Origin of the sequence: Hypnocyclicus thermotrophus, from assembly GCF_004365575.1 — a bacterium.
Taxonomy (GTDB): domain Bacteria; phylum Fusobacteriota; class Fusobacteriia; order Fusobacteriales; family Fusobacteriaceae; genus Hypnocyclicus; species Hypnocyclicus thermotrophus.
Genome location: NZ_SOBG01000005.1, coordinates 1 through 25,399, shown reverse-complemented (window position 1 = coordinate 25,399; position 25,399 = coordinate 1). Strand labels below are relative to the sequence as shown.

The window sequence follows — 25,399 nt, the reverse complement described above, 5'->3', positions numbered from 1 at the left end:
ACAGTAATAATTTGAATTGGTAAAATATGTAATTAAAAAAATAATAATAAAATAAAGGGGGTTACGTAATGAAATTATCTACTTATATGACAGAAGAATTTATATTTTTAGATATAGATTCAAATGATATAGACAGTTTAATAAAAAAATCTATAGATGAATTAGCTAAAGTTGATAAAAAGTTAGTATCAATAGAAAAGGAAGTTACAGAAACAGTCTTAAAAAGAGAACACGAAATATCTACAGCGATAGGAAATGGGGTAATGATTCCTCATGGAAGATTAGGTGGTTATGATGATATATTAGTAGCTTTAGTAAGAGTAAAAAAACCAATAAAATATGAAATAGCAGCTATTCATAAAGAAGATGATATAAAATATATGTTTTTGATACTTGCATCAAAAAATAAAAATAAACTTGTTTTAAAATTGATGTCAGCTATAAGTAAACTTGTAAATCAAAAAGAGTTTTTAGATAAAATAGATATAGAAATAGATAAAAATAAGATATTAAAATATATTAAAAAGTATGAAAAAGATGTAAAAGATACAATTACAGCTGAAGATATAATGATAAAAGATGTTGAGAGAGTATATGAGAATGAAACTCTTGAAGATGTAGCAAGTAAACTTGTAATAAGTGATCTTCCTGGACTTCCAGTATTTGATATGTTTGATAATTTTATAGGAGAGATAACACCAAGAGAGCTTATAGAATATGGACTTCCTAAATACATGTCATTACTTGGTGATATGAGTTTTTTAGCTACAGGAGAACCATTTGAAGATTATTTTAAAAATGAAAACACTGTAAAAGTAAATGAATTATATAGAAAGAGCGTACTTACTGTAACTAGAAAAACACCTATTATGGAACTTAGTTATTTAATGGTGACTAAAAGTGCTACAAGACTTTATGTAGTAGAAGATAATAAGTTTTATGGTATGATACTTAGAAAAGATATAATTAAAAAGGTACTTCATATCTAAAAATAATTAACTTAGTTAACAAAGTATAATTATAAAAAAATAATAAAAAAAGGATTTTTTTACACTTTATTAAATAAATTAATAAAGTGTATTTTTTTTGTTGTTATTTCTTTGACTATAAGAAAATAACAAAGTATAATTCAATTAAAAATAGAAAGAATGTTATTTAATAGAATAAAAAGTATTAAAATAATATATAAGGAAGTAATAAAAATGGAAAAAGGAAATTTTAATTTAATAAAAAGTATAAATATAAATGGGATATTAGAGATAATTAGAGCAAAAGGACCTATATCAAGAGCAGATATAGCAAAACTAACATCTCTTACTCCAGCTAGTATTTCTAAAACAACTAAAAAACTTATTAAAATAGGAATTTTAGAAGAGATTGGAATAGGTCAAACAACAGGTGGTAGACCACCAATAATGCTTAAACTAAAATCAAAAGCAGCTTATATAATAGGTGTCTATATGGGGCCTAATTCATTAGATTTTATTTTAGCTGACCTTGATGGTGTAGTAATAACAGAAAAAAGTTTTAAACTTAAAAATCATACTAAAGATTATATATTACGTAATTTAATATTAAATTTAAAAGAAATAATTAATAATACTGAAGAAGAAATATTTGGAATAGGTATTGCAATGAATGGAATTGTTGATATAAGTAAAGGAATATCAGTATTTTCACCACATTATGAATGGAAAAATATAGAATTAGAAAAAATATTAGAAAAAGAATTAAAATTATCTGTAATAGTAGACAATGATGTAAGAGCGATGGCGAGAGGGGAAGGGAAATTTGGTGTTGCAAAAGAAAGTAAAAATTTTTTAGTAGTAAATATAAGTGAAGGGATAGGGTCTGCATTAATTTTAAATGGAGAAATTTATACAGGTGGAAACTATAGTGCTGGAGAGATAGGACATATAACAGTAGAAGAACATAGTACTAAAAGATGTAGCTGTGGAAATTATGGATGTCTTGAAGCGCTTGCATCGACAAAAGCAATGATTGAAAATATAAAATATAAATTAATGATAGGAGAACAAAGTAAATATTTAAAATATGAAAATATAGATTTAGATAAAATAATTAAAGCGGCTAAAAAAGGAGATAGATTAGCAAGAGATTTAATAATAGAAAACGCAAAATATTTAGGCAAAGCACTTGCAACAGTAATAAATATAGTGAATCCTAACCTTATAGTAATAATAGGAGAGATAAATAAAATAGAAGGATTATTTTATAAAAATGTAGAAACAACAATAAAAAGATATGGATTAACAACTACATTGAAAAATTTAGAAATAAAACCATCTATACTACAAGAAAAATCAGCAACAATAGGTGCTGTTACACTAATATTAGAAAATTTATTTAAGGGAAAAAGAATTTTAAGTCATAAAGTATAATGGAGGAAAAATGGAGATAAAAAAAGATGTTTTCAAAGGAATAGAAAGTTTAATATTAGAAAATGATTATATAAAAGCAACATTTTTACCAAAATATGGATCTAAATTAGCTTCATTAATTAATAAAAAAACAAATAGAGAAATATTTTTTCAAGCGAAAGAAAAACAAATAGAGATACCAAAATATGGATCTAAATTTAGTAAATATGATTCAAGTGGATTTGACGAAGTTTTTCCGAGTATAGATGAAGCACCATATCCAGAGGGAAAACATAAAAATAAAATGATTCCTGATCATGGAGAAGTATGGACACTTCCTTGGGAATACGAAATAAAATTAGATTATGTATTATTTAGTGTAAAAAGTCCTGTATTTGATTATATTTTTACTAAAAAAGTAAGATTAAATAACAATAAATTAGAATTTAGATATATTGTAAAAAATTTAAATGATGAAGAATTTAAATATATATGGACACCACATGCTCTCATTAATCCATATGATGATGCTAAAATAATAGTACCAGAAAGATTAAAGAAAATAATAACAGTAGAGCATAGTTCAGAGCATTTAGGAAAGTGGGGAGATATTCATAATTATCCAATAACAATATCTAAAAAAACAAATAAAGAAATAGATATGTCATTAGTAGAAGCAGTAGAAAAAAATAATTGTGAGAAATTTTATTTTTTAGATAAATTAGAAAAAAATGATATTTGTGGAATAGAATATACAAAAACAAAAGAAAAAATTATTTATAGATATGATGTTGAAAAAATACCTTATTTAGGAGTATGGAAAACACAAGGAGGATATAGAGGAGATTATAATATAGCATTAGAACCTTGTACAGGAATATATGATGACTTATATTTAGCAAATAAAATAAAAAAAGTAGCTAAAGTAGATGCAAAAAGTAGTGTTAGTTGGGATTTTATAATTGAGTTAATTAATAATTAAAAGAATATTTTGAATTAATAAAAATTTAGGAGGGAAAAATGTATTTTGGTGTAGATTATTATCCAGAACATTGGGAGATAGAATTAATTGATAGTGATATAAAAAGAATGAAAGAGATGGGAGTAAATATAGTTAGAATAGGTGAATTTGCCTGGCATCTTATGGAAAAAGAAGAAGGGAAATATGATTTTAATTTTTTTGATATGGTAATAGAAAAATTAAAAAGAGCTAATATAAAAATAATGTTTGGGACACCAACTGCTACATTTCCAGCTTGGCTTGCTAAAAAATATCCGAGTATTTTATCAAAGGATGAAAATATGCAAGAAAGAGTATTTGGTGGGAGACGACAATATTGTTATAATTCTGATATATATTTAGAATATAGTAATAAAATAGTGACAAAACTTGTAGAACATTATAAAAATGAAGAGGCTATTATTTCATGGCAAATAGATAATGAATTTGGTCATGAAGGTAGTGATATGTGCTATTGTGAAAATTGTCAAATTAAATTTAAAAAATATTTAAAAGAAAAATATAAAACACCAGAAAATTTAAATGAAATATATGGAACAATATTTTGGGGGCAAACATATAATAGTTTTGATGAAATACCAACTCCGTTGAAAACAATAACAGTTCATAATCCAAGCCTTTTACTTGATTGGAGTAGATTTAGATCTTATTCATTAAATGGATATGCAAATGCTCAAATTGAATTAGTTAAAAAATTAAAAGGAAAACATCAAACAGTGACTACAAATTTATCAGGTGGATTTTTTACAAAATATTATGATCATGAAGAAAATGTAAAAAATTTAGATTTTGCTTCATATGATAATTATCCTGTATGGGGAGGATTAAAAGAACCATTATCGCCAGCAGCAATTGCAGCTGCACATGATTTTGTTAGAGGTTTAAAAGATAAAAACTTTTGGATAGTAGAAGAACTAATGGGTGCGCAAGGTCATAATATAATAGGATATTTACCTCGACCTAATCAAGCTAAAATGTGGTCATATCAAGCATTTGCACATGGGTGTGAAAATATGCTTTGGTTTAGATGGCGAGGAATGACAAGAGGAGCAGAACAATTTTGTTTTGGAATAATAGATCATGATAATAAAGATGGTAGAAAATATAAAGAGGTTAAAGAAGTAATAGAAGATGTATCAAAATATGAAAAAGTAATACAATCAAAGATAAATGCTGATATTGCTGTAGTTTATGATTTTGATAATATATGGTCGTGGAAAATACAACAACAAAGTTTAGAATTTGATTTTAACAATGAAATAATGAGACTATATACTCCGTTTTATATATTTAATACAAAAATAGATGTTATACCTACAACTAAAGATTTTGACCGATATAAAGTTTTAGTTTTACCTGTTATGCAAATTATAGATGATGAATTAAAAGAAAAATTGGATAAATTTTCTGAAAATGGAGGAACTATTATATTTTCATTTAGAGCAGGAATAAAGGATAAAAATAATAATATTCATTTTGAAGAAACTTTACCTTGTAAAGTAAGAGAGATGTGTGGGATAAAAATAGAAGAAGTAGAAGCATTACAAGCAGGACAAGAAGTAGAAATCAAATCATTATTGGATAATAATATAGGAAAATGCGGAGTATGGCGAGATCTTATAATACCAGTAACAGCTACTCCAATTTATAAGTATATTGATAAATTTTATAATGATAAAGTTTGTATAACAGTTAATAATTATAAAAAAGGGAAAGTTTATTATATTGGTGGTGGAGTAGATATAGAAGTTATAGTTAAAATTTTTAAAAATATAATAGATGAAAATAATATAAAACATTATATATCTGAATATGGACTTGAAGTGTATCCAAGAGAAATAGATGACGAAGAATATTTATTTATTACAAATCATACTGATCAAGTAAAAATATTTGAAAATATAGAAATAGAACCTTATGGAAGTAAAATTATAAAAAGAAAATAACAAATTAAGAAAAATGTTTTTAAATTTATTAAAAATAGTTCCAACTCCAGCTTCAATATATGAATTTTAAGATTTTTATTTTGGAAATATAAAATAGAATTATCCTACTTTATAGAAAAGGAAATTCTAGACGAGTAAGATTTATATAAAATAAGAAAATGGAAGTAGAATTATAGTGAAATGAAGGAGGAGTTATGAAAGAAATTGTAAATGAATTAAAAAAAGACTTTAGAGAAATATTTGGAAATGGAGAGGTTAGAACTTTTTTTTCTCCGGGAAGAGTAAACTTAATAGGGGAACATACAGATTATAATGGCGGGAATGTATTTCCATGTGCACTTAGTTTTGGAACATATGCTATTGCAAGATTAAGAGATGATAAAAAAGTTAGATTATATTCAAAAAATTTTAAAGATTTAGGAATAATAGAGTTTAATATAGATGAGTTAAAAAATACAAAAGAACATGATTGGGCAAATTATCCAAAAGGGATACTTAGTATTTTAAAAGAAAAAGGATATAGTATAGAAAAAGGTTTTGAAATATTATTTTTTGGAAATATACCAAATGGTGCTGGATTATCTTCATCAGCATCTATTGAACTTGCAACATCAGTAGTATTAAAAGGATTATTTAATTTAAATATTGACATGGTAAATATGGTAAAAGTAAGTCAAATGGCAGAAAATCAATTTGTTGGAGTGAATTGTGGAATAATGGATCAATTTGCTATAGGAATGGGAAAAAAAGATAATGCAATTTTACTTAATTGTGATACATTAGAATATAAATACGCACCTGTTAAACTTAAAAATGCAAAAATTATTATTGCTAATACAAATAAAAGAAGAGGATTAGCAGATTCTAAATATAATGAAAGAAGAATTGAATGTGAAAGAGCACTAGTAGATCTCCAAACAAAATTAAATATAAAATCACTTGGTGAACTCACAGAAGAAGAATTTGAAAAAAATAAAGAGTTAATAAAAAATGAAATTAATAGAAAAAGAGCAAAACATGCAGTATATGAAAATCAAAGAACACTAAAGGCAGTAGAAAAATTAAATTCTGGAGATATAGAAGGATTTGGGAAACTAATGAATAAGTCGCATATTTCACTTAGAGATGATTATGAAGTAACAGGCAAAGAGCTAGATTCTTTAGTGGAAGCAGCTTGGGAGCAAGAAGGAACTATGGGAGCAAGAATGACTGGAGCAGGATTTGGAGGATGTATTGTAGCAATTGTAAAAAATGATAAAATTGATGATTTTATAAAAAATGTTGGAGAAAAATATTTTGAAAAAACAGGATTAAAGGCGGATTTTTATATAGCTGAAATTGGTGATGGAGCTAGAGAGATAAAAGATTAATTATATAAAATTTTATTTTTTTATAATTTTTAGAAAATAGTTTGAGAAATAACTTTAGTGTAGGAGGAAATAGATGAATATACTAGTATGTGGAGGCGCAGGGTATATCGGAAGTCATGCTGTAGCAGAACTTATTCAAAGAGGAGAAAATGTAATAGTAGTTGATAATCTTCAAAAAGGTCATAAAGATGCTGTATGGGAAGGTGCTAAACTTTATATTGGAGATCTTAGAGATAAAATATTTTTAGATAAAGTATTTAAAGAAAATAAAATAGAGGCTGTTATACATTTTGCTGCTGATTCACTTGTAGGAGAAAGTGTACAAGAACCTATTAAATACTATAATAATAATGTTTACGGTACAATGTGTTTAATAGAAGTAATGAAAGAAAATAATGTAAAAAAAATAGTATTTTCATCAACAGCAGCTACATATGGGGAGCCTGAAAATGTACCAATATTAGAAACAGATAAAACTTTTCCTACAAATCCATATGGAGAAACAAAATTAGCAGTAGAAAAAATGCTAAAATGGGCTGAAGGGGCTTATGAAATAAAATATGTAATTTTGAGATATTTTAATGTTGCTGGAGCACATGAAAGTGGAAAAATTGGAGAAGATCATGAGCCAGAAACGCATTTAATACCAATAATTTTACAAGTTGCTCTTGGGAAAAGAGAGAAAATATTTATTTATGGAGAGGATTATAATACAAAAGATGGAACGTGTATAAGAGATTATATACATGTAATGGACCTGGTAGATGCACATATTTTAGCAGTAGAAAAATTATTTAAGACAGAAAAAAGTGGGATATATAATTTAGGTAATGGAAATGGATTTACTGTAAAAGAGGTAATAAATGTAGCGAGAAAAGTAACAGGACATGAAATACCAGTAGAAATAACAGATAGGAGAGCTGGAGATCCTGCAAAACTTATAGCAAGTTCAAATAAAGCTATAAAAGAACTTGGATGGAAACCAAAATATTCTAATTTAGAAAAAATTATTGAAAGTGCTTGGAATTGGCATAAAAATAATCAAAATGGATTTAAAGAATAGGAGAAACTTATGATAGATATTAATAAAGAGATAACAAGACTTATAAATTATGCATTAGATAAAGGACTTATAGAAAAAGAAGATAAAATTTTTACTATAAATGCATTACTAGAAGTATTGGAATTAGATGAGTACAAAGAATGTAAAGTAAATGAAAAATTAGAATATCCAACAGAAATTTTAGAAAAAATATTGGATTGGGCCTATGAAAATGGAAGATTAAAAGAGAATAGTGTGACATATCGAGATTTATTTGATACAAAAATAATGGCAAAACTTATGCCGAGACCTAGTGAAGTAATTAGAAATTTTTATGATATTGTAGAAAAAAAAGGAATAGAAAAAGCTACAGATAATTATTACGCAATGTCAAAAAAATCTAATTATATAAGAACAGATAGAATAGCTAAAAATGAGCATTGGTATAGTAAAACTGAGTATGGAGATTTAGAAATAACAATTAATTTATCAAAACCAGAAAAAGATCCAAAAGCTATAGCAGCAGCTAAAAATATGCCTCAAAGTTCATATCCAAAATGTTTACTTTGTGTAGAAAATGAAGGATATGCCGGAAGATTAAATCATCCAGCAAGACAAAATCATAGAGTAATACCAATTACTCTTACTAATGAGCCTTGGAATTTACAATATTCACCATATGTATATTATAACGAGCACTCTATAATATTTAGTAGTAATCATAGACCAATGAAAATAGATAAAGGTTCATTTGATAGATTACTTGAATTTGTAGAAAAATTTCCACACTATTTTATTGGTTCAAATGCGGATCTTCCGATAGTTGGAGGAAGTATTCTTAGTCATGATCATTTTCAAGGTGGAAGACATATTTTTCCGATGGAAAAAGCACATATAGAAACATTTGTTGAAATAAAAGATTATGAAGATATAGAAATAGGGATAGTAAAATGGCCAATGAGTGTAATAAGAATAAATGGAAAAAATAGAGAAAGATTATCAAAATTAGCTGATAAAATTCTTAGAAATTGGAGAGAATATAGTGATGAATCACTAGGAATTTATGCATATAGCAAAGATGAACCTCATAATACAATAACTCCAATTGCTAGAAGAAGAGGTTTAAATTATGAGATTGATTTAGTTCTTAGAAATAATAGAACGAGTAAAGAGCATCCTTTAGGAATATTTCATCCACATAATGAAGTACATAATATAAAAAAAGAAAATATTGGTCTTATAGAAGTAATGGGGCTTGCGGTACTTCCTGGTAGATTGAAACACGAATTAAGAATATTAGAAAAATTAATTATAAAAGATAACTATATAGAAGAAATAGAAAAAAATCAAGATGTAATAAAACATCTTGATTGGGTAAAAGAAGTAAAATCAAAATATAATAATATAACTTTTGAAAATGCAAAAGAAATATTAAAAGAAGAAGTAGGAATAGTATTTTCTAAAGTATTAGAACATGCCGGGGTTTATAAAAGAGATAAAGAAGGATTAGAAGGAATTATTAGATTTATACAGAGTATTAAATAAAAATAAAAAGGTCTTTTAAAACAAAAGACCTTTTTATTTTTATTTGTTATAAATTAATAATATGCTATAATAATGACTGAGATATTTCTTTTTTGGAGGGATAAAGTGTACATAATAAAAATATTAGATGAAATTTATAGTATATATAATATAGAAAAATATGAAAATTTAAAAAAACATATAGAAAAAAGTGAATTTTATTCTATTCTTAAAATAAGAGATAATATATCTATTATTTGTAAAAAACAAAGTAGTAGTAATAATGAAAATTGGAGAGTTTTAAAAATAGAGGATAGAAATGAGGATGAACTCATTCAAGTAGTAGCAAATATTACTACTGAGTTAGCTAATGAAGATATTGATTTTAACATAGTTTCGGCAGTATCAAAAGATTATATTTTAATAAAAGAAAAAAATTTTAATAAAGCAATAGAAATATTAGAAAAAATATATAAAATAAAATAGGAGTTTTACTCCTATTTTTTTAGTTCTAATATTCCATACCAACTACCAAAAAATGTCCAAAATAAAGGTGCAACGGATACTACACTATCGTTAAAAGTTGCTGTTATTAAATAGGCTATTATTCCTAATCCTATAAAATGACTGATAAATATAGGAAAAGAATTACTTTGTATGGATACTCTATTTTTTATAAATTTTATAAAAAAATGTAAAAATAATCCAATTAAAGCAATTAGTGAGATAACTCCAGTATTTACAGCTATTTGTAAATACATATTATGTGGCTTATCTATAAGAATTGATTTTGTGCCATAAGATATAAGCTTTCCAAAATAATCTTTTTGAGGGAAAACTATTGAAAAAGTGTCTGGGCCATAACCTAAAATTAATGTATCTTTTATTATTGGAATTGTTCTTGACCAATTATATATTCTAAAAGAACCCATTTTTTCATATCCTTCAAGAAGTTTTACATGAGGTACAGTTAAAATAGGCATTATTTTATTATGATTATCAACAGTTTTAAAAGTATTATCCATTAATATTAATAAATATTCGAAATGAGTATCTCCATATTTGAAATTTAAAGCATTTTTTTTCAACTCAAATCTAAAATTTTTATAATTATCATCTAAAAGATAAATAGTATTAGTTTTTATTTTAGTTTTTATTTGATTATTATTAATATCTAAAAACACAACTTTGGTATTATCAATATTTTCTATTTTTAAAGTAGTGTTTTTATCTCTAATAATCGCAGTATTTCCTTCTATATAAAGATCTCGAAGTCCAGTATCAAAATTATCAAAATATGTACTATATTTTTTTATAAGAACTTTATCCGCTTTGTCAGATACATTCATTAAATAAAATACTAAAATAATAGATAAAAACAAAAATAATAATTGTTTAAAATTTTTTAGAATAAATTTAAAATAAAATATAGAAAAAATCAAAAGAGAAAAAATAAATCCAGTAAATCCTCCTCTAGAACGACATCCAACTAAATTTGCAAACATAAGTAAAGTATAAAAATACCAAAATATTTTTTTTATGTTTGTATGATATAAATACATCCCTATACCCAAAAATATAGTAAGAGTCATAAAAGAACCTACATAATTTGGATTATATAAAGTAGAATAAATTTGATATTTTTGAAATTTAAATCTTAAATTTTTTGCTAAATATTCTAAATCTTTAGGTAAAATTAATTTTCTTCCAAAATTAGAAGAAAAAATATCATATCCATAATATTGGAAAATACCTATTAAAGCAACTCCGATTGATACAATAGTCACCCCAATTAAAATAGACTTTAAATCTTTTTCATTTGAAATAGAATTATTAATTATAAAAAATAGCATAATATAAGCAATAAGAACAGATAAGCTTTCATATCTATCAGCAACTCCATTATATGCTAATTGTGGAAAAGGAGAAAAAACAGCAGATAAAATAGCAAATAATATGTATATAAACAAAAATAAATAATGATTTTTCCAATCTATTTTACCCCATTTATTTATAGCTGTAATTGGAAGTGCAAAAGCTACAAATAAAATTAAAATTCTTGATTTATAAAATGAAAAAAAATCATAATTTATATTACTTACAGGCCATGCTAAATATTCTATAGTACCAGGTTTTAAAGGTATTTTTTTTAAAAATACTACTAATGATAAAAAAGATATAAGTATAGAGATAAGTATAATTTGTACCCTATTTTCTTTATTCATTTAATCCCCCTCTTGTAATTTTAAAAATTTTTGAATATATAAAGAACTTATATAAAGTATACAAAGAAAATTTTTAGAACCACAATAGATTAAAAACTTTAAATTTATAGTTTTAAAATTTCTCTTATGTGGTTCTTTTTCTTTTTTTTATATTAAAATTTTTATTTCTTAACTACATTATTTATTTCTATAGCAATTTTTAATATCTCTTCTAATTCATCTAATTTTAACATATTAGGACCATCTGATTTTGCATTATCAGGATCTGGATGAACTTCTGCAAATATTGCATCTACTCCAATAGCTAAAGCTGCTCTCATAAGAGGTGATACATATTGTCTATCTCCACCGGTTGTATCTCCTTTACCTCCTGGTTTTTGTACAGAATGAGTAGCATCAAATACTACTGGATAACCAAATTCTCTCATCTCAAGTAAGCTTCTCATATCAACAACTAATGTATTGTATCCGAAACTGCTTCCTCTTTCACAAAGCATAATATTTTCATTTCCACATTCTTCAAATTTTTTAACCACATTTTTCATATCCCAAGGAGCTAAAAATTGACCTTTTTTTATATTTACAGCTTTTCCAGTTTTCGCAGCTGCAATTAATAAATCTGTTTGTCTACATAAAAATGCAGGAATTTGAAGAATATCAACTACTTCTGCAGCTTTTTCAGCATGCCAGACTTCATGAATATCAGTTACTACTGGTATATTATACGTATCTTTTACTTTTTGAAGTATTTGAAGACCTTTTTCTATACCAGGTCCTCTATATGAGTAGATTGAACTTCTATTTGCTTTATCAAAAGATGATTTGAACACATAATTTATATTTAATCTATCACAAATTTCTTTTATTTTTCCAGCAACTTCCATAACCAATTCTTCTGATTCAATTACACATGGACCAGCTAATAAAGTTAGTTTATTTTTTTCTCCTATATTAAATTTTCCACCTATATTTATTTTTTTAACATCTTTTACTAACATTTATTCATCTCCTTTTTTAATATGATTTTAAATTATAGTATATTACCCCGATATATTCCCATATAGCGTCTCGAATATATTTCATATTATCATAACTAGGGATAAATGATGAAATATTATAAGAGGTATATCTTGAATGATAATCACAAGGGAATGCAAGTATATCTAATTTTAATTTTTTTGCACTATTAATAGCTCTATTCATGTGTATAGCAGAGGTAATAAGACCTATTTTTTTATAGTTATAATTATTTAAAATTTCTTTTATATTTTTCAAATTTTCATAAGTTGTTTTACTTTTAGTTTCAATTAAAATATCATTTGTATTTACCCCTAAATCGATAGCAATTTTTTTATAAATTTCAGCTTCTGAAATTTTTCCGTTAAATACTATTCCGCCAGAAAAAATTATTTTCTTTTTTGAAATATTGTAAAGTCTAATACTTTCAACAATTCTAGCAAGAGCAGCTCTAGTTGGTGTACCATTAGTATTAAAATTAAGAGGAGCATAATCATTTATCCCGCTTCCAAGAACTACATAAATATCGATGTTATCTAACTCTGTTTTTTTAGTTATTGTAGGATACTTTGATTCTAAAGGTTTTATAACAAAATCTTTTGTAGGCTCTATTGAAAAAATATAGATAAATATAGATAATATAAAGATATAATGTTTTTTATATTTTTTTATAAAAAACAATGGAATAATTAAGAGAATTATTAAAAATGGTGATAAAAATATATTAGCGATTATTTTTTGTAAAATTAATCCCATAAATTTCTCCTTTTGTATTTTAAATAGTTTAGTGATAATAATATTATAATTATTTTTAACTTTATATTAGATTTAAAATGCTATGAAAATTTATATATTTATATTATTTTTTTAAATCATTTAAATATTTTATTACTATATTTTTTTCATTAAAATTAATTTTTTTTCTTCCAATTATTTGATAAGTTTCGTGTCCTTTTCCTGCAAGTAATATTATATCATTTTCTTTTGCTATATCAATAGCATATTTAATAGCATCTCTTCTATCTGTTATTTTTGTATAATTTTTAAAATTTATTTCTTTTAATCCAGTTTCTATATCATCAATTATTAAATCGGGTTCTTCTGTACGAGGATTATCAGAAGTAATTATTATATAATCACTATATTTTGTAGCAGCTTTTGCCATAAGAGGTCTTTTAGTTTTATCTCTATCGCCACCAGCTCCAAATAATGTAATAATTCTATTTTTTTTCATATCATGTAAAGTATCTAAAATATTTATCAATCCATCAGGAGTATGAGCATAATCTAATATTATAGAAAAATTTTGACCAATGTCAATAGATTCACATCTACCAGGAACTACATTCATCTTTTTTATTGAATCAATAATTAAATCAATAGGAATATTTAATTTTAAGGAAATACCAATTGCACAAAGAATATTATATAGATTAAATTTCCCTAGTAATTTTGTTTCAATAATATACTCTTTATTTAAAATATTTAACTTTAAAAGCATAGAAGATAACTTGTATTCTAAAATTTTTCCTGAAATATCACCATTTTTCCCATAACTAATGCCACCAAACTCATTATATAATCTTTTTCCATATTTATCATCAATATTAAATACAAAATTATTTTTAGTTGTTTGTAAAAATAATTTTCTTTTAGCATTAAAATAATTTTCCATTGTTTTATGATAATCTAAATGATCTTGAGTTAAATTACTAAATCCAGCAACTTCAAAGTTTAACATATTTACTCTATTTAATTCTAATGCATGAGAGCTTACTTCCATAACAAGATATTTTATATTTTTTTCTACTGCTTTTTTACATATTTTTATTATATCTAATGATTCAGGAGTTGTATTTGGAGCTTCTAATATTTCATCTCCGATTTTATATTCGATAGTTCCTATTCTAGCTATATTTTTTAGAATGTTTTCTAAAATATACGTAATAGTAGTTTTTCCATTTGTACCAGTAATTCCAATTATTTTTAACTTTTTTTCTGGAAAATTATAATATCTACTAGCAATAAATCCTAAATTTTTCCGAAGATTTTTTATTAAAATATATGTGATATTTTTATTATATTTTTTTAATTTTTTACTACATAAAATAAGTTTTGCACCATTTTCAATACTTTTATTAATATAATTATGTCCATCTACAGTATATCCTTCAAGTGCTATAAAAATATCATTTTCTTTTATTTTTCTAGAATCATATTGCATATTATTTAAAGGAAATTCTTCTCCTTGATTTAAAATTTCATAATCTAAATCATTTAAAAAATCAATAAATTTAATCATATAATACCCCTTTTTATTAGTCGTAATTGATTTATTTAAGTGAAATCCTAAAACTTATTAAAATAAAGTTTTTTGTCCTGTATTTTTTTGAATAGAATCATTTTCTTTATTGATATTAGTATTTGAGTTTAATAAGTTTTCAAATTCTTTTTCAGATAATATAGTTATATTCATTTCTTTTGCTTTTTTTAATTTACTTCCAGCTTTTTCACCAGCTATAAGATAATTCAAATTTTTACTAACAGTTGACAAATATTTTCCGCCGTTATTTTCAATAATATCTCTTATTTCACTTCTTTTATATTTTTTTAATGAACCAGTAGCTAAAAATGTTTTTCCTTCAAAAATATTATTGCTATTATTTTTACTTGAAATAGTAAAATTTATACCATATTTTTTTAATCTATCTATTAATTTAATGTTTTCAGGATTTTTAAAAAAATGTACAATAGAATCAGCTATTTTTTCTCCGATATTTTCAATTTCAAGAAGTTCTTCTTTTGACATTCTTATTAAACTATCAATATTTTTGCTATGTTTTGCTAAAATATTTGCAGTAAATTTTCCAACAAAAGGAATACCTAAAGCATAAATAACTTTTTCATATTTTTGATTTTTACTATTTTCAATAGAAGTTAATAAGTTTTCTACACTTTTTTCCCCCATTTTTTCTAAAGAAATTAATTCTGTTTTGTAATTATGAAGAGTATAGATATCATCGATATTTTTTAATTTTCCTATTTCAATAAATTTTTCAATAATCTTTCCTCCAAGACCATCAATATTCATAGCGTCTCTTGACACAAAATATTCTATTTTTCTTTGTAACTTTGCGCTACAATTATTATTTGTACATTTTAATGCGACTAAACCATTTTCTTTTATAAGCTTACTTCCACAGGCGGGGCAAGTTTTAGGGATTTCGATATTTTTTTCATTACCTGTACGCAACTCTTTTATTACTTTTACAACTTGAGGAATAATTTCAGCTGCTTTTTCAATAAACACTGTATCTCCTATTTTTATATCTTTTCTTTTTATCTCTTCAAAATTATGTAAAGAAGCTCTTTTAATAAGACTTCCAGATAATTCTATTTCTTCAAGTTCAGCTACAGGAGTAATAACACCTGTTCTTCCTACTTGTAAAGTGACATTATTTATTTTTGTAGTAGCTTGTTTTGCAGGGAATTTATATGCTATTGCCCATCTAGGACTTTTTGTAGTATTTCCAAGAATATTGTATAAATTAATATTATCAACTTTAATTACAAGTCCGTCAGTTTCATAATCAAGGTTTTTTCGTATTTCATCAAATTTTTTTATATATTTTTCTACTTCATTTATTTTAAATTTTTTATAAATTTTGGTAGTTTTCAATCCAAGTTTTTCTATTACTTTTAATGATTCAAAATGTGAATTAATATTATATTTATCAGAATCAACTAAAAAGTAAAAATAAGCATCAAGATTTCTTGATTTTACTATTTCTTTATCCAATTGACGAAGAGTACCACTTGCAGCATTACGTGGATTTGCAAATGGTTCTTCGCCGTTATTTATTCTGATTTCATTTAATTTTTTAAATTCAGATATTGGTAAAACAACCTCACCTCTTACTTCAACTGATATATTTTCTTTTAAATATTTAGGAATAGATTTTATTTGTAAAATATTTTCTGTAACGTCTTCACCAATTATTCCATCTCCTCTTGTAAGAGCTTGAATTAATTCACCGTTCTCGTATATTAAGGTAATACTAAGTCCATCTAATTTCATTTCAATAGTATATTCGATATTATTACTTTCAATAAATTTGACAATTCTATTGTGAAAATCTAAAATATCTTGAGTATTATATGTGTTTGATAAACTTAGCATAGGCTTTTTATGTTCAACTTTTTTAAATTTATTATTTTCAATGCTAGATCCCACTTTGTTTGTAGGTGAATTTTCATCTTTTAATTCTGGATATTTTTTTTCTAAAACTTCTAATTCTTTTAATAATTTATCAAATTCAGTATCTGAAATTAAAGGTTCATTTTTTATATAATAATAATAATTATACCTTTTAATCTCTTTTCGAAGTTTTAAAATTTTATCTTTTTCAGACATTATCAGCACTCCTTAATTCTTAATTTTACACTATATTATATCATAAAATATTATATGTAACTATAAGATTTATATTGTAATGTCAAATTAAAAATTCAAATTAAAAATTCATAAAATTTAATTTAAGAGAAAAAAATGAATTATGTAATAAATACATTAATTTTTTTTAATAAATAAAAAACTAGAGTAGATAAATACTCTAGTTTTGAGATACTTTATAAACCCTTGCTTCATAAGGTTTTAAATTAAAGAAATCATTATTTTTATAATTTGAAATTATTAAAGTAAGATTTTCTTTAGTAATATTCTCAGGTAAAATTATAGATTGTTTATTTTTAGAAAAATTTAAATATACTATATATAATTGATTTTCGTATTTTTTTATATAAGCAAAAATATTTTCATTATCATTCATAAAAGGAATATGTTCGCCATATATAAGAGTTAAATTAGACTTTCTTATTTTTATCATTTTTTTATAATAATTTAAAATTGAATTTTCATCATTCAATGCTTCTTTTACATTTATTTTTGTATAATTTGGATTTACATTAATCCAAGTAGTATCAGCATTTGAAAAACCAGCATTTTTTGTATTATCCCATTGCATAGGCGTACGACTATTATCTCTACTCATATAATGAATAGCTTTCATAAGTTTATTTTTATCGGCACCATTATTTAATGCTTCATTATAATAATTTAATGTTTCTAGATCTCTATATTTTTCAATAGAATCAAAACTAATATTTGTCATTCCTATTTCTTCTCCTTGATAAATATAAGGGGTACCACAAAGAGTCATAGTAAAAGTTATTAGCATTTTAGCTGATTCGACTCTATATTTTTTATCATCTCCAAATCTTGACACTGCTCTTGGTTGGTCGTGATTCATTAAATATAGACTATTCCATGCTTTATTATACAATTCTATTTGCCATTTATTTATATTTTCTTTAAGATCTTTTAGTTTTAAAGGTTTTATATCAAATTTTCCATATGGGCCATGATCAAGACTTACATGTTCAAAGGTGAATATCATATTTAATTTACTACCATCGATGTTAGCATAGCTACTAGCATGTTCTGGAGTAGCTCCTGGACATTCTCCTACTGTCATTATGTTATAATTTGAAAGGACTTCTTTATTCATTTCTTTAAAAAATTCATTTACTCTAGGGCCATTCATAAAATATTCACCACCCCAACCGTATTTTTCATTAGTAGATACACTTGGAAAGTCTGTGTTTTTTGAGATAAAATTAATTACATCCATTCTAAAACCATCTATACCTTTATCGAGCCACCATTTCATCATTTTATAAATATCTTTTCTTACTTTTGGATTTTCCCAATTTAAATCAGGTTGTTTTTTACTAAATATATGTAAATAATATTCATCAGTAGTTTCATCATATTGCCATGCAGAACCACCAAATACAGAAACCCAATTATTTGGTTCTTTTCCATCTTTTCCTTTTTTCCAAAAGTAATAATCTCTATATTGGTTGTCTTTTGATTTTTTTGACTCTAAAAACCAGATATGTTCATCAGAGGTATGATTTACAACAAGATCCATAATTAATTTCATATCCCTTTTATGTAGTTCATTTAATAATTTTTCCCAATCTTCCATAGTTCCAAACTCATCCATAATACTATAATAATCGCTAATATCATAACCATTATCATCATTAGGTGATTTATATACAGGATTTAGCCAAATTATATCTACGCCAAGTTCTTTTAAATAATCAACTTTTTCTATAATTCCCTTTAAGTCACCTATGCCATTTCCAGTAGTATCTTTAAAACTTCTAGGGTAAATCTGATATACAATACTTTCTTTCCACCATTTTCTTTCCATTTGGTACCTCCTAATCATTTCTTTTTTTCATTTCCTAAATTATGCAACCGAATGCATAAAATTATGAAATAATTACTAATGCTTTATTAGTACACTATCTCTTATTATTAATTTTGGCTTAATTAATATTTTATAATTATCTTTAAAAGTTACATTTTTTATTTTTTTCACTAAGTTATAGCACGATTTTTCTATTAATTCATCCAAAGGTTGCATTATAGTAGTAAGTGCAGGATAAAAATATCTAGCCATATCGATATCATCATAACCAACTACCGAGATATCATTAGGGACATCTATATTATGATTACGAAATGCATTTATTACAGCAAAAGCAATGATATCTGTTTGTGCAAATATAGCATCGCCTTTTTTAAAAATGTGGATATTATTTTTTATTATTTTATAGGTATCTTCATAAGATATATTAGAATATAGAATATTATTTTCATTAATTTCAATTTGATTTTTACTAAGAGCATATCTATACCCAGCTGTTCTAAGTGTAAACTCGTTAAAAGATGTGTCATTTTGAATAGCGGTAATAGTAAAGATGTTTGTAAAACCATTTTCTATAAGAAAATTTGTTGCCATTAGTCCACCTTCAAAATGATCGGTAGCAGTGTATCCATAATTTTCGCTATCTTCAAAATTTGGTTTGAAATGCATTATTTCAAAAGGAATTTTATTTTTTTTTAATAAATTAAACTCTTTTTTAGAAAAATTTGAATCAAGTATTAAAAAACCGTCGACTTTTTTAGAAGCCACCATTTTTTGGATATTACTCTCATTAGTATAGATGTTTTTAGAAAATTCGACTATTGTATCAAGAGAGTTTTTAGAAAGTATTTTTCTAGTTTTCTCAAGAATAATATTTACAAAAGGCATGGTGCTATCATTGTCAAAGCCATTTGAAATAATAAGTCCGATATTATCAGTTTTATTAAGACTAAGATTTCTAGCACTGCTATTAAATTCAAAATTTAATTTTTTAGCAATATCTTGAATTTTTTTTCTAGTTTTTTCTGGAATTACAGGATTATTGTTAAGACTCCTTGATACTGTAGAGGGGTGTACTCCTGCTATTTTGGCGATATCTTTAATTGTAAATTTTTTCATAAGAGACCTCTTTTTAATAATATATTAGTACTTTATTTCATAAAATCATGCATACGATTGCATAAATGATTTTACTATATAAAAAATTAAATGTCAATAAGAAAAATAAAAAGAGTATCCCTATAGATACTCTTTATTATTTGGAAGATTTATCGATGATAATTAATAACATTAATATCATCGACTAAAATTCTCTAAATCTTTAATGTTATTTGATAAGTACTCTAAAACATAGGTTTCTCTTTTACACCATTTAGGTATATTAAAATTGTTATTAAGAATAATTTTATTCTTTTTTAGTGCATTGTTTATATCTATCCATTTAGGAGTAAATTGTAATTCTTTTTCATACTCATCAAGCGATAGATTTGAAATAGTATTAGTTACATTACATAAATAATAAACTGAATGCATCTTAAAAATATCATAATTAGATTTATCTAATGGTTCATCAATCTCTATAATTTCTCCAAATTTTTTATAATTAGTTACATTATAGCCAGTTTCTTCTAAAATTTCTCTTTTTAAAGTATCAATTTCTGTTTCATTTATTTCCATTCCGCCACCAGGAAATTTATAATCTTTATTAATTTTTGAATAAATAAGTAACAATTTATTGTTTTTATAAATAATTCCTCTTACTGCTTTTTGAAATAAAACTATACCATTTAAATTTAGATTTTCTTTACAGATTATTTCTTTATACATAATACTCCTATTTACTTAAATAATGTTCAACTATTAAATAATCTTTTAATGTGATTTGTTCAAATTCTTTTAATTCATTTATATATTTATCAGATATTATATCAACTCTTTCTAGATTAATATATTGTTTTAAATGGTCAATGTTATCTTTAGAGATAATTATTTTATTACCAGAATTAAAATCTAAATATATAAAATTTCTATTATTTGATTCTACAAAACAGAAATTATTTTTATTTCCATTAGTAAAAAAATAATCAGATTTATGCAAAAGTTCTATTTTAGAGACTTTTAATACTTCAATAAATATTGACATTAATCCGAAACCTTCTGCACTTGAAAAATCACTTTCAATAAAAAGTTTTAACTCACTATTAAAAACATAATTTAAAAGTCTATCAGCAATAGTTAGATTATGCTTTATTTTATCCCATTCAGTTTTTAAATGTTCTTTAGTTAAATTAAAAATTTTAGGGATATTTGGTATAGATTTAATATTAGTTATATCTATTGTTCCAAGTAATCTGTTTTTTATATAAATATTTATAGAATTATCTTTGATATACCCGATTAATTTTGCCATTATTACACCTCGTATCTATTTCTTCCATTTTTTTTAGCTTTATAAAGTAAATTATCTACCATAAATATATGTGTATCTAAATCAATGTTTTTATCACAAAGAACATTTAGAACACCAATACTTACAGTAACAACGTCTGCAGTAGGTGAAGTTTTATGAGGGATTTTTAAGTTTCTAATCTTTTTAAGAATTCTTTCTGCAACTACAATAGTCCCTTTAATATCAGTATTAGGTAAAAACACAATAAATTCTTCACCACCATATCTTCCAACTAGATCTCGAGGTCTATTACAAGATTCTTTTATGGTTTGAGCTATCTTACTTAAACAGACATCACCTTCTGGATGTCCATAAGTATCATTATATTTTTTAAAATTATCTATATCTATCATAAGTATTCCAAGAGTTCCTTTATTTCTAATTAATTCTCTATACATAGATTGGCTAAGTTCTTTGATACCACGTTTATTATATATTTGAGTTAACTCATCTTGTAATGATAATTCTTTTAGTATTCTTTGATAATTTTTAATTTCTGTAATATCAAGAATTGTACCTATAATACCAGCTATCTCACCGTCAATTTCATAAACTGCTTTATAAAATAATACATCTCTATATTGATCATTTGCGTTTTTAATCTGAGCTTCATATTGCTGTTTGTATGGATTTTTTAAAAGTTCAATATCTTTTTTATGATATTCTTCAGCTAATTCTCTAGAAGATAACTCAAATACATTTTTACCAATAATATCTTCAAGTCTAAGCCTTAATATATCTTCAAAGGCTTTATTGCAACCTAAATATCTTAAATTTTCATCTTTATAGAATATAGGATTTGGAATTGTGTCTAAAAGAGTTTTTAAAAAGGATTCTCTTTTTTTAGCTTCTTTTTCAGAGGCTTTATATTCAGTGATAGGAACAGAAGTACCTATAATTTTAATAACTTTTTCATTTTCTATAAGAGGTATAAGTTTAGTAAACCAATATGTTCGTTTTGAATTAACAAATAAAATTTCTTCATATTCTAAAGGTTCTTTTTTATTTATACATTCTTGGTAATTAGAAGTAAAAGCGGAGTATAACTTTGTATCTACTATTTCTTTAATATTTTTATTTTTTACATCATCTTTTTTAAAACCAGTAGCCTTTTCATAAGCTCTGTTTATAGACTCCACATAAAATTCATTATTAACAACATTAATAATAAATAATCCAATATCAATATTATCAAAAATAATCTCAAAAACTTCTTTTTTTTCAAAAAAATTTTTAACTATCTTTTCTGAATTAAGTTTTTCTTTCATAGCTTTTTCAAATAAAAAATCAATAGAATTTTCAATATTCTTAATAGAGATAGTCACTTTATCACTATTTAAGGTAGATGTAGAATTTTTTAGATTATTAATTTCTTTTTTTAAAGCTTCATAAATATTTTCCATAATTATATACCTCTTAAATAGTTTGTTTTTATAATTATAGCACATAAAAATATTAAATAAAATAAAAAAGACTTAAATTTATTAAAAATTTAAGCTTTAAAATATAAAATTTATTAAAGAGTTGAAATTTTTTTTAATTTACTAATATCATAAATTATTCCATTCAAAAGTTTAGCTTCTTTAATATCATGTGTTACTAAAATAATAGTTTTATTAGATGATTTATATAAATTTAAAAAATCAGAAATGATTTCTTTTTTTAATTTCAAATCAAGACCTTTAAAAGGTTCATCCATCAAAAGTAGACTACTAGGATAAGAAAAAGCTCTTGCTAAAGCTACTCTTCGTTGCATTCCTCCACTAAGTTCATTAGGAAATTTATATAAATGATTTTCAAGCTTTACTAATTTTAAATTATTTTTAATAATTTTTTCTCGATTTTTTTTATTTATTATTGATTTTAATACAAATTCAATATTTTCATATACATTTAACCAAGGAAGTAACCTATCTTCTTGGAATACGTATGAGACAGTGTGATTATTTATAATTTTACCTTTATCAAAATCTTCAATTTGAGCAATTATATTTAATAAAGTAGTTTTACCGATTCCAGAAGGACCAAAAATTATATGTATTTTATTTTCTTCAAATTCAATAGAAAAGTTTTTAAAAATTATTTCATTATTATATTTTTTATCAATACTAATTAATTTTATAGAGTTATTCATTTTTAAAATTCCCTCGCTTATATTTTAGATAAAATTTAAATAAACCTTCAAATAGTAGACTTAAAAATACAATAATTATTGTCCATGCAAAAAGTTCTTGAGTTTCAAGCAATGTTTTACTTTCTAGCAAATTAAGACCTATAGAATATCTTGGGACACTTAAAATTTCAGATGCAATAGTCACTTTAAATCCAAGTCCTAAAGACATAATGATCCCAGAAGCAAGAAAATTTTTAGTTGCTGGAATATAAATATCTTTTATAATATAAATGTTTTTCACTTTATATAATTTTGCCATATTAAGTATTTTTTTATCAATAGAGTTTATTCCTTCTAAAATATTTGTATAAATTATTGGAAAACATACTAATACATTTATAAATATAGGAACAATCCCAGACTTAAACCATACTAATGCAATTACAATAAAAGACATAACAGGAGTTGATTTTATAGCAGTAATAATTGGCTCAAAAAAATCTTTTAATATTTTTGAATAAATTGCAAATATACTTAAAAAAGTTCCTAAAAATATAGATAATAAAACACCAATTAATACTCTATATACAGTAAAAAAAATTGTATACCAAAAGTTAGCCTTATTTACAAGGGATAATAGAGTTTTAAAAGTTTCTATTGGAGAAGGTATTAATATGGAATTATTTACTATTTTGGCGATTAATCCCCATATTAATATCCATGATAAAATAATAATTTTTTTTTTAATTATTTTTGTAATAAAAGTTTTCATTAGGAATTTTTCCCCCAATTAATTTTGGATTAAAATCAAATAAAATTTTATAAAAATCATTTAAATATTTTTCGCCTTCATTCATATCAATAAATACAATATTACTGTTTGGAATAGAGTTTTTTATAATTTTTTTATTTGTAAATATATTGTGTTTTTCTATTAAATTAGCTGCTAAATCAGGATTATTATTTACGAAATTAATAGAATTTTTATATCTAATTAAAAATTCATCAATTTTATTATTATTAATAGATTTATTAATAATAATTACCCCCATAGTTAGTTTATTATTATTTGTTATTTTTTCCCATTCTTTATTTAAATCTAGAGCAACTCTTATATTAGAATTTTTAGTTTGAGCAATTGTTAGAAATGGTTCAGGAATAAGAGCAATATCAATTTTATTAGCTACTAGAGATGACGCTATATCACTATGATTTAATAAATAAACTACATTTACATTTTTTAAATTATTTTTCTTTAAAAAATAATTTAAAATAAATTCAGGAGTAGCTCCTTTTCCACTAGCATATATAGTTTTATTTTCTAAATTAGATATTGAACTTATATTATTTCCGTTTTCAGCAATATATAAAATTCCCAATGTATTTATGGCCGCTACTTTAATATTTCCCTTAGTTTTATTATATAAGATAGATGCTAAATTTGCAGGGACTGCAGCAATATCAACTTCCTTTTTTATTATTTTAGCAATTAATTGATCAGGTGCAGAATATATATCAAAATTATAATCATTAGAATAATCTTCCATTAACTTAGCCATCCCCATACCTGTAGGACCTTTTAAAGTAGCAATTTTAAGTTTTTTTATATTCTCTGCAAAAGATGGAGTAGTTATTAAAATAGCAAAAAGTGTAATCAAAAAATATTTTTTCATAATTCTTAACCTCCATTTATTATTTTTGATATAATTAAATTATATCAAAAATAAACATAAAATTATATAATTAGTTTAGATAAAAGTTTTTATCTAAACTAATTAAGAAGAATATATGCTGAAATTTTTATTTAATTTTAAAACTTTTAATTTTTTTTCTATAGAAACACTGATTTTAAATAGTATAATAGAGTATTAGGATGACAAATAAAATAAATAATTAAAAAAGTGTTGACTAGGAACAAAAGATATGTTAGAATTAATCTCGCGTCAAGGGAATTGACGAAAAGGACATTACAAATTGAATAGAGAAAGAAGCGGGAAACTGATATTAATACATATCAATTCCATAAGTTA

The 25,399-nt window shown here is 24.1% G+C and carries 21 protein-coding genes; 8 read left to right on the top strand and 13 right to left on the bottom strand.

The window, feature by feature from the left end:
* Positions 1-68: 68 nt before the first annotated feature.
* The 8 genes from EV215_RS06205 (at position 69) to EV215_RS06170 (ending at position 9,770) form a co-directional block, all read left to right on the top strand.
* Positions 69-989, top strand: coding sequence for a PTS sugar transporter subunit IIA (locus tag EV215_RS06205; RefSeq protein WP_134113139.1), 921 nt, complete (start codon positions 69-71; stop codon positions 987-989).
* Positions 990-1,202: 213 nt separating this feature from the next.
* Positions 1,203-2,402, top strand: coding sequence for an ROK family transcriptional regulator (locus EV215_RS06200; protein WP_166667365.1), 1,200 nt, complete (start codon positions 1,203-1,205; stop codon positions 2,400-2,402).
* Positions 2,403-2,412: 10 nt separating this feature from the next.
* Positions 2,413-3,363 (top strand): aldose epimerase family protein, encoded by a 951-nt coding sequence (locus EV215_RS06195; RefSeq protein ID WP_134113137.1) that lies wholly within the window; start codon positions 2,413-2,415, stop codon positions 3,361-3,363.
* Positions 3,364-3,401: 38 nt separating this feature from the next.
* On the top strand, positions 3,402-5,348 hold the full coding sequence (locus tag EV215_RS06190) for a beta-galactosidase (RefSeq protein WP_134113136.1): 1,947 nt from the start codon (positions 3,402-3,404) through the stop codon (positions 5,346-5,348).
* A 203-nt stretch (positions 5,349-5,551) separates the two neighbouring features.
* A complete protein-coding gene (locus tag EV215_RS06185; RefSeq protein ID WP_134113303.1) occupies positions 5,552-6,718 on the top strand; it encodes a galactokinase in 1,167 nt (388 codons plus the stop codon).
* Positions 6,719-6,791: 73 nt separating this feature from the next.
* Positions 6,792-7,781, top strand: coding sequence for a UDP-glucose 4-epimerase GalE (gene galE, locus EV215_RS06180; protein ID WP_134113135.1), 990 nt, complete (start codon positions 6,792-6,794; stop codon positions 7,779-7,781).
* A 12-nt stretch (positions 7,782-7,793) separates the two neighbouring features.
* Positions 7,794-9,305 carry a UDP-glucose--hexose-1-phosphate uridylyltransferase gene (galT, locus tag EV215_RS06175; protein WP_134113302.1) on the top strand — a complete coding sequence of 504 codons (1,512 nt, stop codon included), beginning with the start codon at positions 7,794-7,796 and terminating at the stop codon, positions 9,303-9,305.
* A gap of 105 nt (positions 9,306-9,410) precedes the next feature.
* Positions 9,411-9,770 (top strand): ACT domain-containing protein, encoded by a 360-nt coding sequence (locus EV215_RS06170; RefSeq protein ID WP_166667364.1) that lies wholly within the window; start codon positions 9,411-9,413, stop codon positions 9,768-9,770.
* 11 nt (positions 9,771-9,781) lie between these two features.
* Here the strand turns inward: EV215_RS06170 and EV215_RS06165 are convergent, their stop codons facing one another.
* The 13 genes from EV215_RS06165 to EV215_RS06105 all read right to left on the bottom strand — a co-directional run bounded on the left by EV215_RS06165 (position 9,782) and on the right by EV215_RS06105 (position 25,042).
* Positions 9,782-11,509: an O-antigen ligase family protein gene (locus EV215_RS06165; RefSeq protein ID WP_134113133.1), complete on the bottom strand. Its 1,728-nt coding sequence runs from the start codon at positions 11,507-11,509 to the stop codon at positions 9,782-9,784.
* A 161-nt stretch (positions 11,510-11,670) separates the two neighbouring features.
* Positions 11,671-12,507 carry a 3-deoxy-8-phosphooctulonate synthase gene (kdsA, locus tag EV215_RS06160; RefSeq protein ID WP_134113132.1) on the bottom strand — a complete coding sequence of 279 codons (837 nt, stop codon included), beginning with the start codon at positions 12,505-12,507 and terminating at the stop codon, positions 11,671-11,673.
* Between the two features lie 16 nt (positions 12,508-12,523).
* Positions 12,524-13,282: a YdcF family protein gene (locus EV215_RS06155; RefSeq protein WP_134113131.1), complete on the bottom strand. Its 759-nt coding sequence runs from the start codon at positions 13,280-13,282 to the stop codon at positions 12,524-12,526.
* Between the two features lie 103 nt (positions 13,283-13,385).
* On the bottom strand, positions 13,386-14,828 hold the full coding sequence (locus EV215_RS06150; protein ID WP_134113130.1) for a UDP-N-acetylmuramoyl-L-alanyl-D-glutamate--2,6-diaminopimelate ligase: 1,443 nt from the start codon (positions 14,826-14,828) through the stop codon (positions 13,386-13,388).
* Positions 14,829-14,885: 57 nt separating this feature from the next.
* A complete protein-coding gene (ligA, locus tag EV215_RS06145) occupies positions 14,886-16,940 on the bottom strand; it encodes an NAD-dependent DNA ligase LigA (RefSeq protein ID WP_134113129.1) in 2,055 nt (684 codons plus the stop codon).
* A 199-nt stretch (positions 16,941-17,139) separates the two neighbouring features.
* Positions 17,140-18,807, bottom strand: a complete 1,668-nt coding sequence (locus EV215_RS06140) for a glycoside hydrolase family 13 protein (protein WP_134113128.1) — start codon at positions 18,805-18,807, stop codon at positions 17,140-17,142.
* Positions 18,808-18,882: 75 nt separating this feature from the next.
* Positions 18,883-19,926 carry a LacI family DNA-binding transcriptional regulator gene (locus EV215_RS06135; protein ID WP_134113127.1) on the bottom strand — a complete coding sequence of 348 codons (1,044 nt, stop codon included), beginning with the start codon at positions 19,924-19,926 and terminating at the stop codon, positions 18,883-18,885.
* 177 nt (positions 19,927-20,103) lie between these two features.
* Positions 20,104-20,634: an NUDIX domain-containing protein gene (locus EV215_RS06130; protein ID WP_134113126.1), complete on the bottom strand. Its 531-nt coding sequence runs from the start codon at positions 20,632-20,634 to the stop codon at positions 20,104-20,106.
* A 7-nt stretch (positions 20,635-20,641) separates the two neighbouring features.
* Entirely contained in the window at positions 20,642-21,217 is a 576-nt protein-coding gene (locus EV215_RS06125; RefSeq protein WP_134113125.1) for a hypothetical protein, read from the bottom strand.
* Between the two features lie 2 nt (positions 21,218-21,219).
* Positions 21,220-22,659 (bottom strand): sensor domain-containing diguanylate cyclase, encoded by a 1,440-nt coding sequence (locus EV215_RS06120; RefSeq protein WP_166667363.1) that lies wholly within the window; start codon positions 22,657-22,659, stop codon positions 21,220-21,222.
* A gap of 113 nt (positions 22,660-22,772) precedes the next feature.
* On the bottom strand, positions 22,773-23,390 hold the full coding sequence (locus tag EV215_RS06115) for an ABC transporter ATP-binding protein (RefSeq protein WP_134113123.1): 618 nt from the start codon (positions 23,388-23,390) through the stop codon (positions 22,773-22,775).
* Entirely contained in the window at positions 23,383-24,141 is a 759-nt protein-coding gene (locus tag EV215_RS06110) for an ABC transporter permease (RefSeq protein ID WP_134113122.1), read from the bottom strand. Before EV215_RS06110 ends, EV215_RS06115 begins: the two co-directional genes overlap by 8 nt.
* Entirely contained in the window at positions 24,113-25,042 is a 930-nt protein-coding gene (locus EV215_RS06105; protein ID WP_134113121.1) for an ABC transporter substrate-binding protein, read from the bottom strand. The genes EV215_RS06110 and EV215_RS06105 overlap by 29 nt, the downstream gene beginning before the upstream one ends.
* Positions 25,043-25,399: the final 357 nt, after the last annotated feature.

Bases quoted from the DNA above. Each gene is read 5' to 3' on its own strand.
- EV215_RS06205 (WP_134113139.1), top strand. From the start codon at position 69: ATGAAATTATCTACTTATATGACAGAAGAATTTATATTTTTAGATATA.
- EV215_RS06200 (WP_166667365.1), top strand. From the start codon at position 1,203: ATGGAAAAAGGAAATTTTAATTTAATAAAAAGTATAAATATAAATGGG.
- EV215_RS06195 (WP_134113137.1), top strand. From the start codon at position 2,413: ATGGAGATAAAAAAAGATGTTTTCAAAGGAATAGAAAGTTTAATATTA.
- EV215_RS06190 (WP_134113136.1), top strand. From the start codon at position 3,402: ATGTATTTTGGTGTAGATTATTATCCAGAACATTGGGAGATAGAATTA.
- galE (WP_134113135.1), top strand. From the start codon at position 6,792: ATGAATATACTAGTATGTGGAGGCGCAGGGTATATCGGAAGTCATGCT.
- EV215_RS06165 (WP_134113133.1), bottom strand. From the start codon at position 11,509: ATGAATAAAGAAAATAGGGTACAAATTATACTTATCTCTATACTTATA.
- kdsA (WP_134113132.1), bottom strand. From the start codon at position 12,507: ATGTTAGTAAAAGATGTTAAAAAAATAAATATAGGTGGAAAATTTAAT.
- EV215_RS06155 (WP_134113131.1), bottom strand. From the start codon at position 13,282: ATGGGATTAATTTTACAAAAAATAATCGCTAATATATTTTTATCACCA.
- EV215_RS06150 (WP_134113130.1), bottom strand. From the start codon at position 14,828: ATGATTAAATTTATTGATTTTTTAAATGATTTAGATTATGAAATTTTA.
- ligA (WP_134113129.1), bottom strand. From the start codon at position 16,940: ATGTCTGAAAAAGATAAAATTTTAAAACTTCGAAAAGAGATTAAAAGG.
- EV215_RS06140 (WP_134113128.1), bottom strand. From the start codon at position 18,807: ATGGAAAGAAAATGGTGGAAAGAAAGTATTGTATATCAGATTTACCCT.
- EV215_RS06135 (WP_134113127.1), bottom strand. From the start codon at position 19,926: ATGAAAAAATTTACAATTAAAGATATCGCCAAAATAGCAGGAGTACAC.
- EV215_RS06130 (WP_134113126.1), bottom strand. From the start codon at position 20,634: ATGTATAAAGAAATAATCTGTAAAGAAAATCTAAATTTAAATGGTATA.
- EV215_RS06125 (WP_134113125.1), bottom strand. From the start codon at position 21,217: ATGGCAAAATTAATCGGGTATATCAAAGATAATTCTATAAATATTTAT.
- EV215_RS06120 (WP_166667363.1), bottom strand. From the start codon at position 22,659: ATGGAAAATATTTATGAAGCTTTAAAAAAAGAAATTAATAATCTAAAA.
- EV215_RS06115 (WP_134113123.1), bottom strand. From the start codon at position 23,390: ATGAATAACTCTATAAAATTAATTAGTATTGATAAAAAATATAATAAT.
- EV215_RS06110 (WP_134113122.1), bottom strand. From the start codon at position 24,141: ATGAAAACTTTTATTACAAAAATAATTAAAAAAAAAATTATTATTTTA.
- EV215_RS06105 (WP_134113121.1), bottom strand. From the start codon at position 25,042: ATGAAAAAATATTTTTTGATTACACTTTTTGCTATTTTAATAACTACT.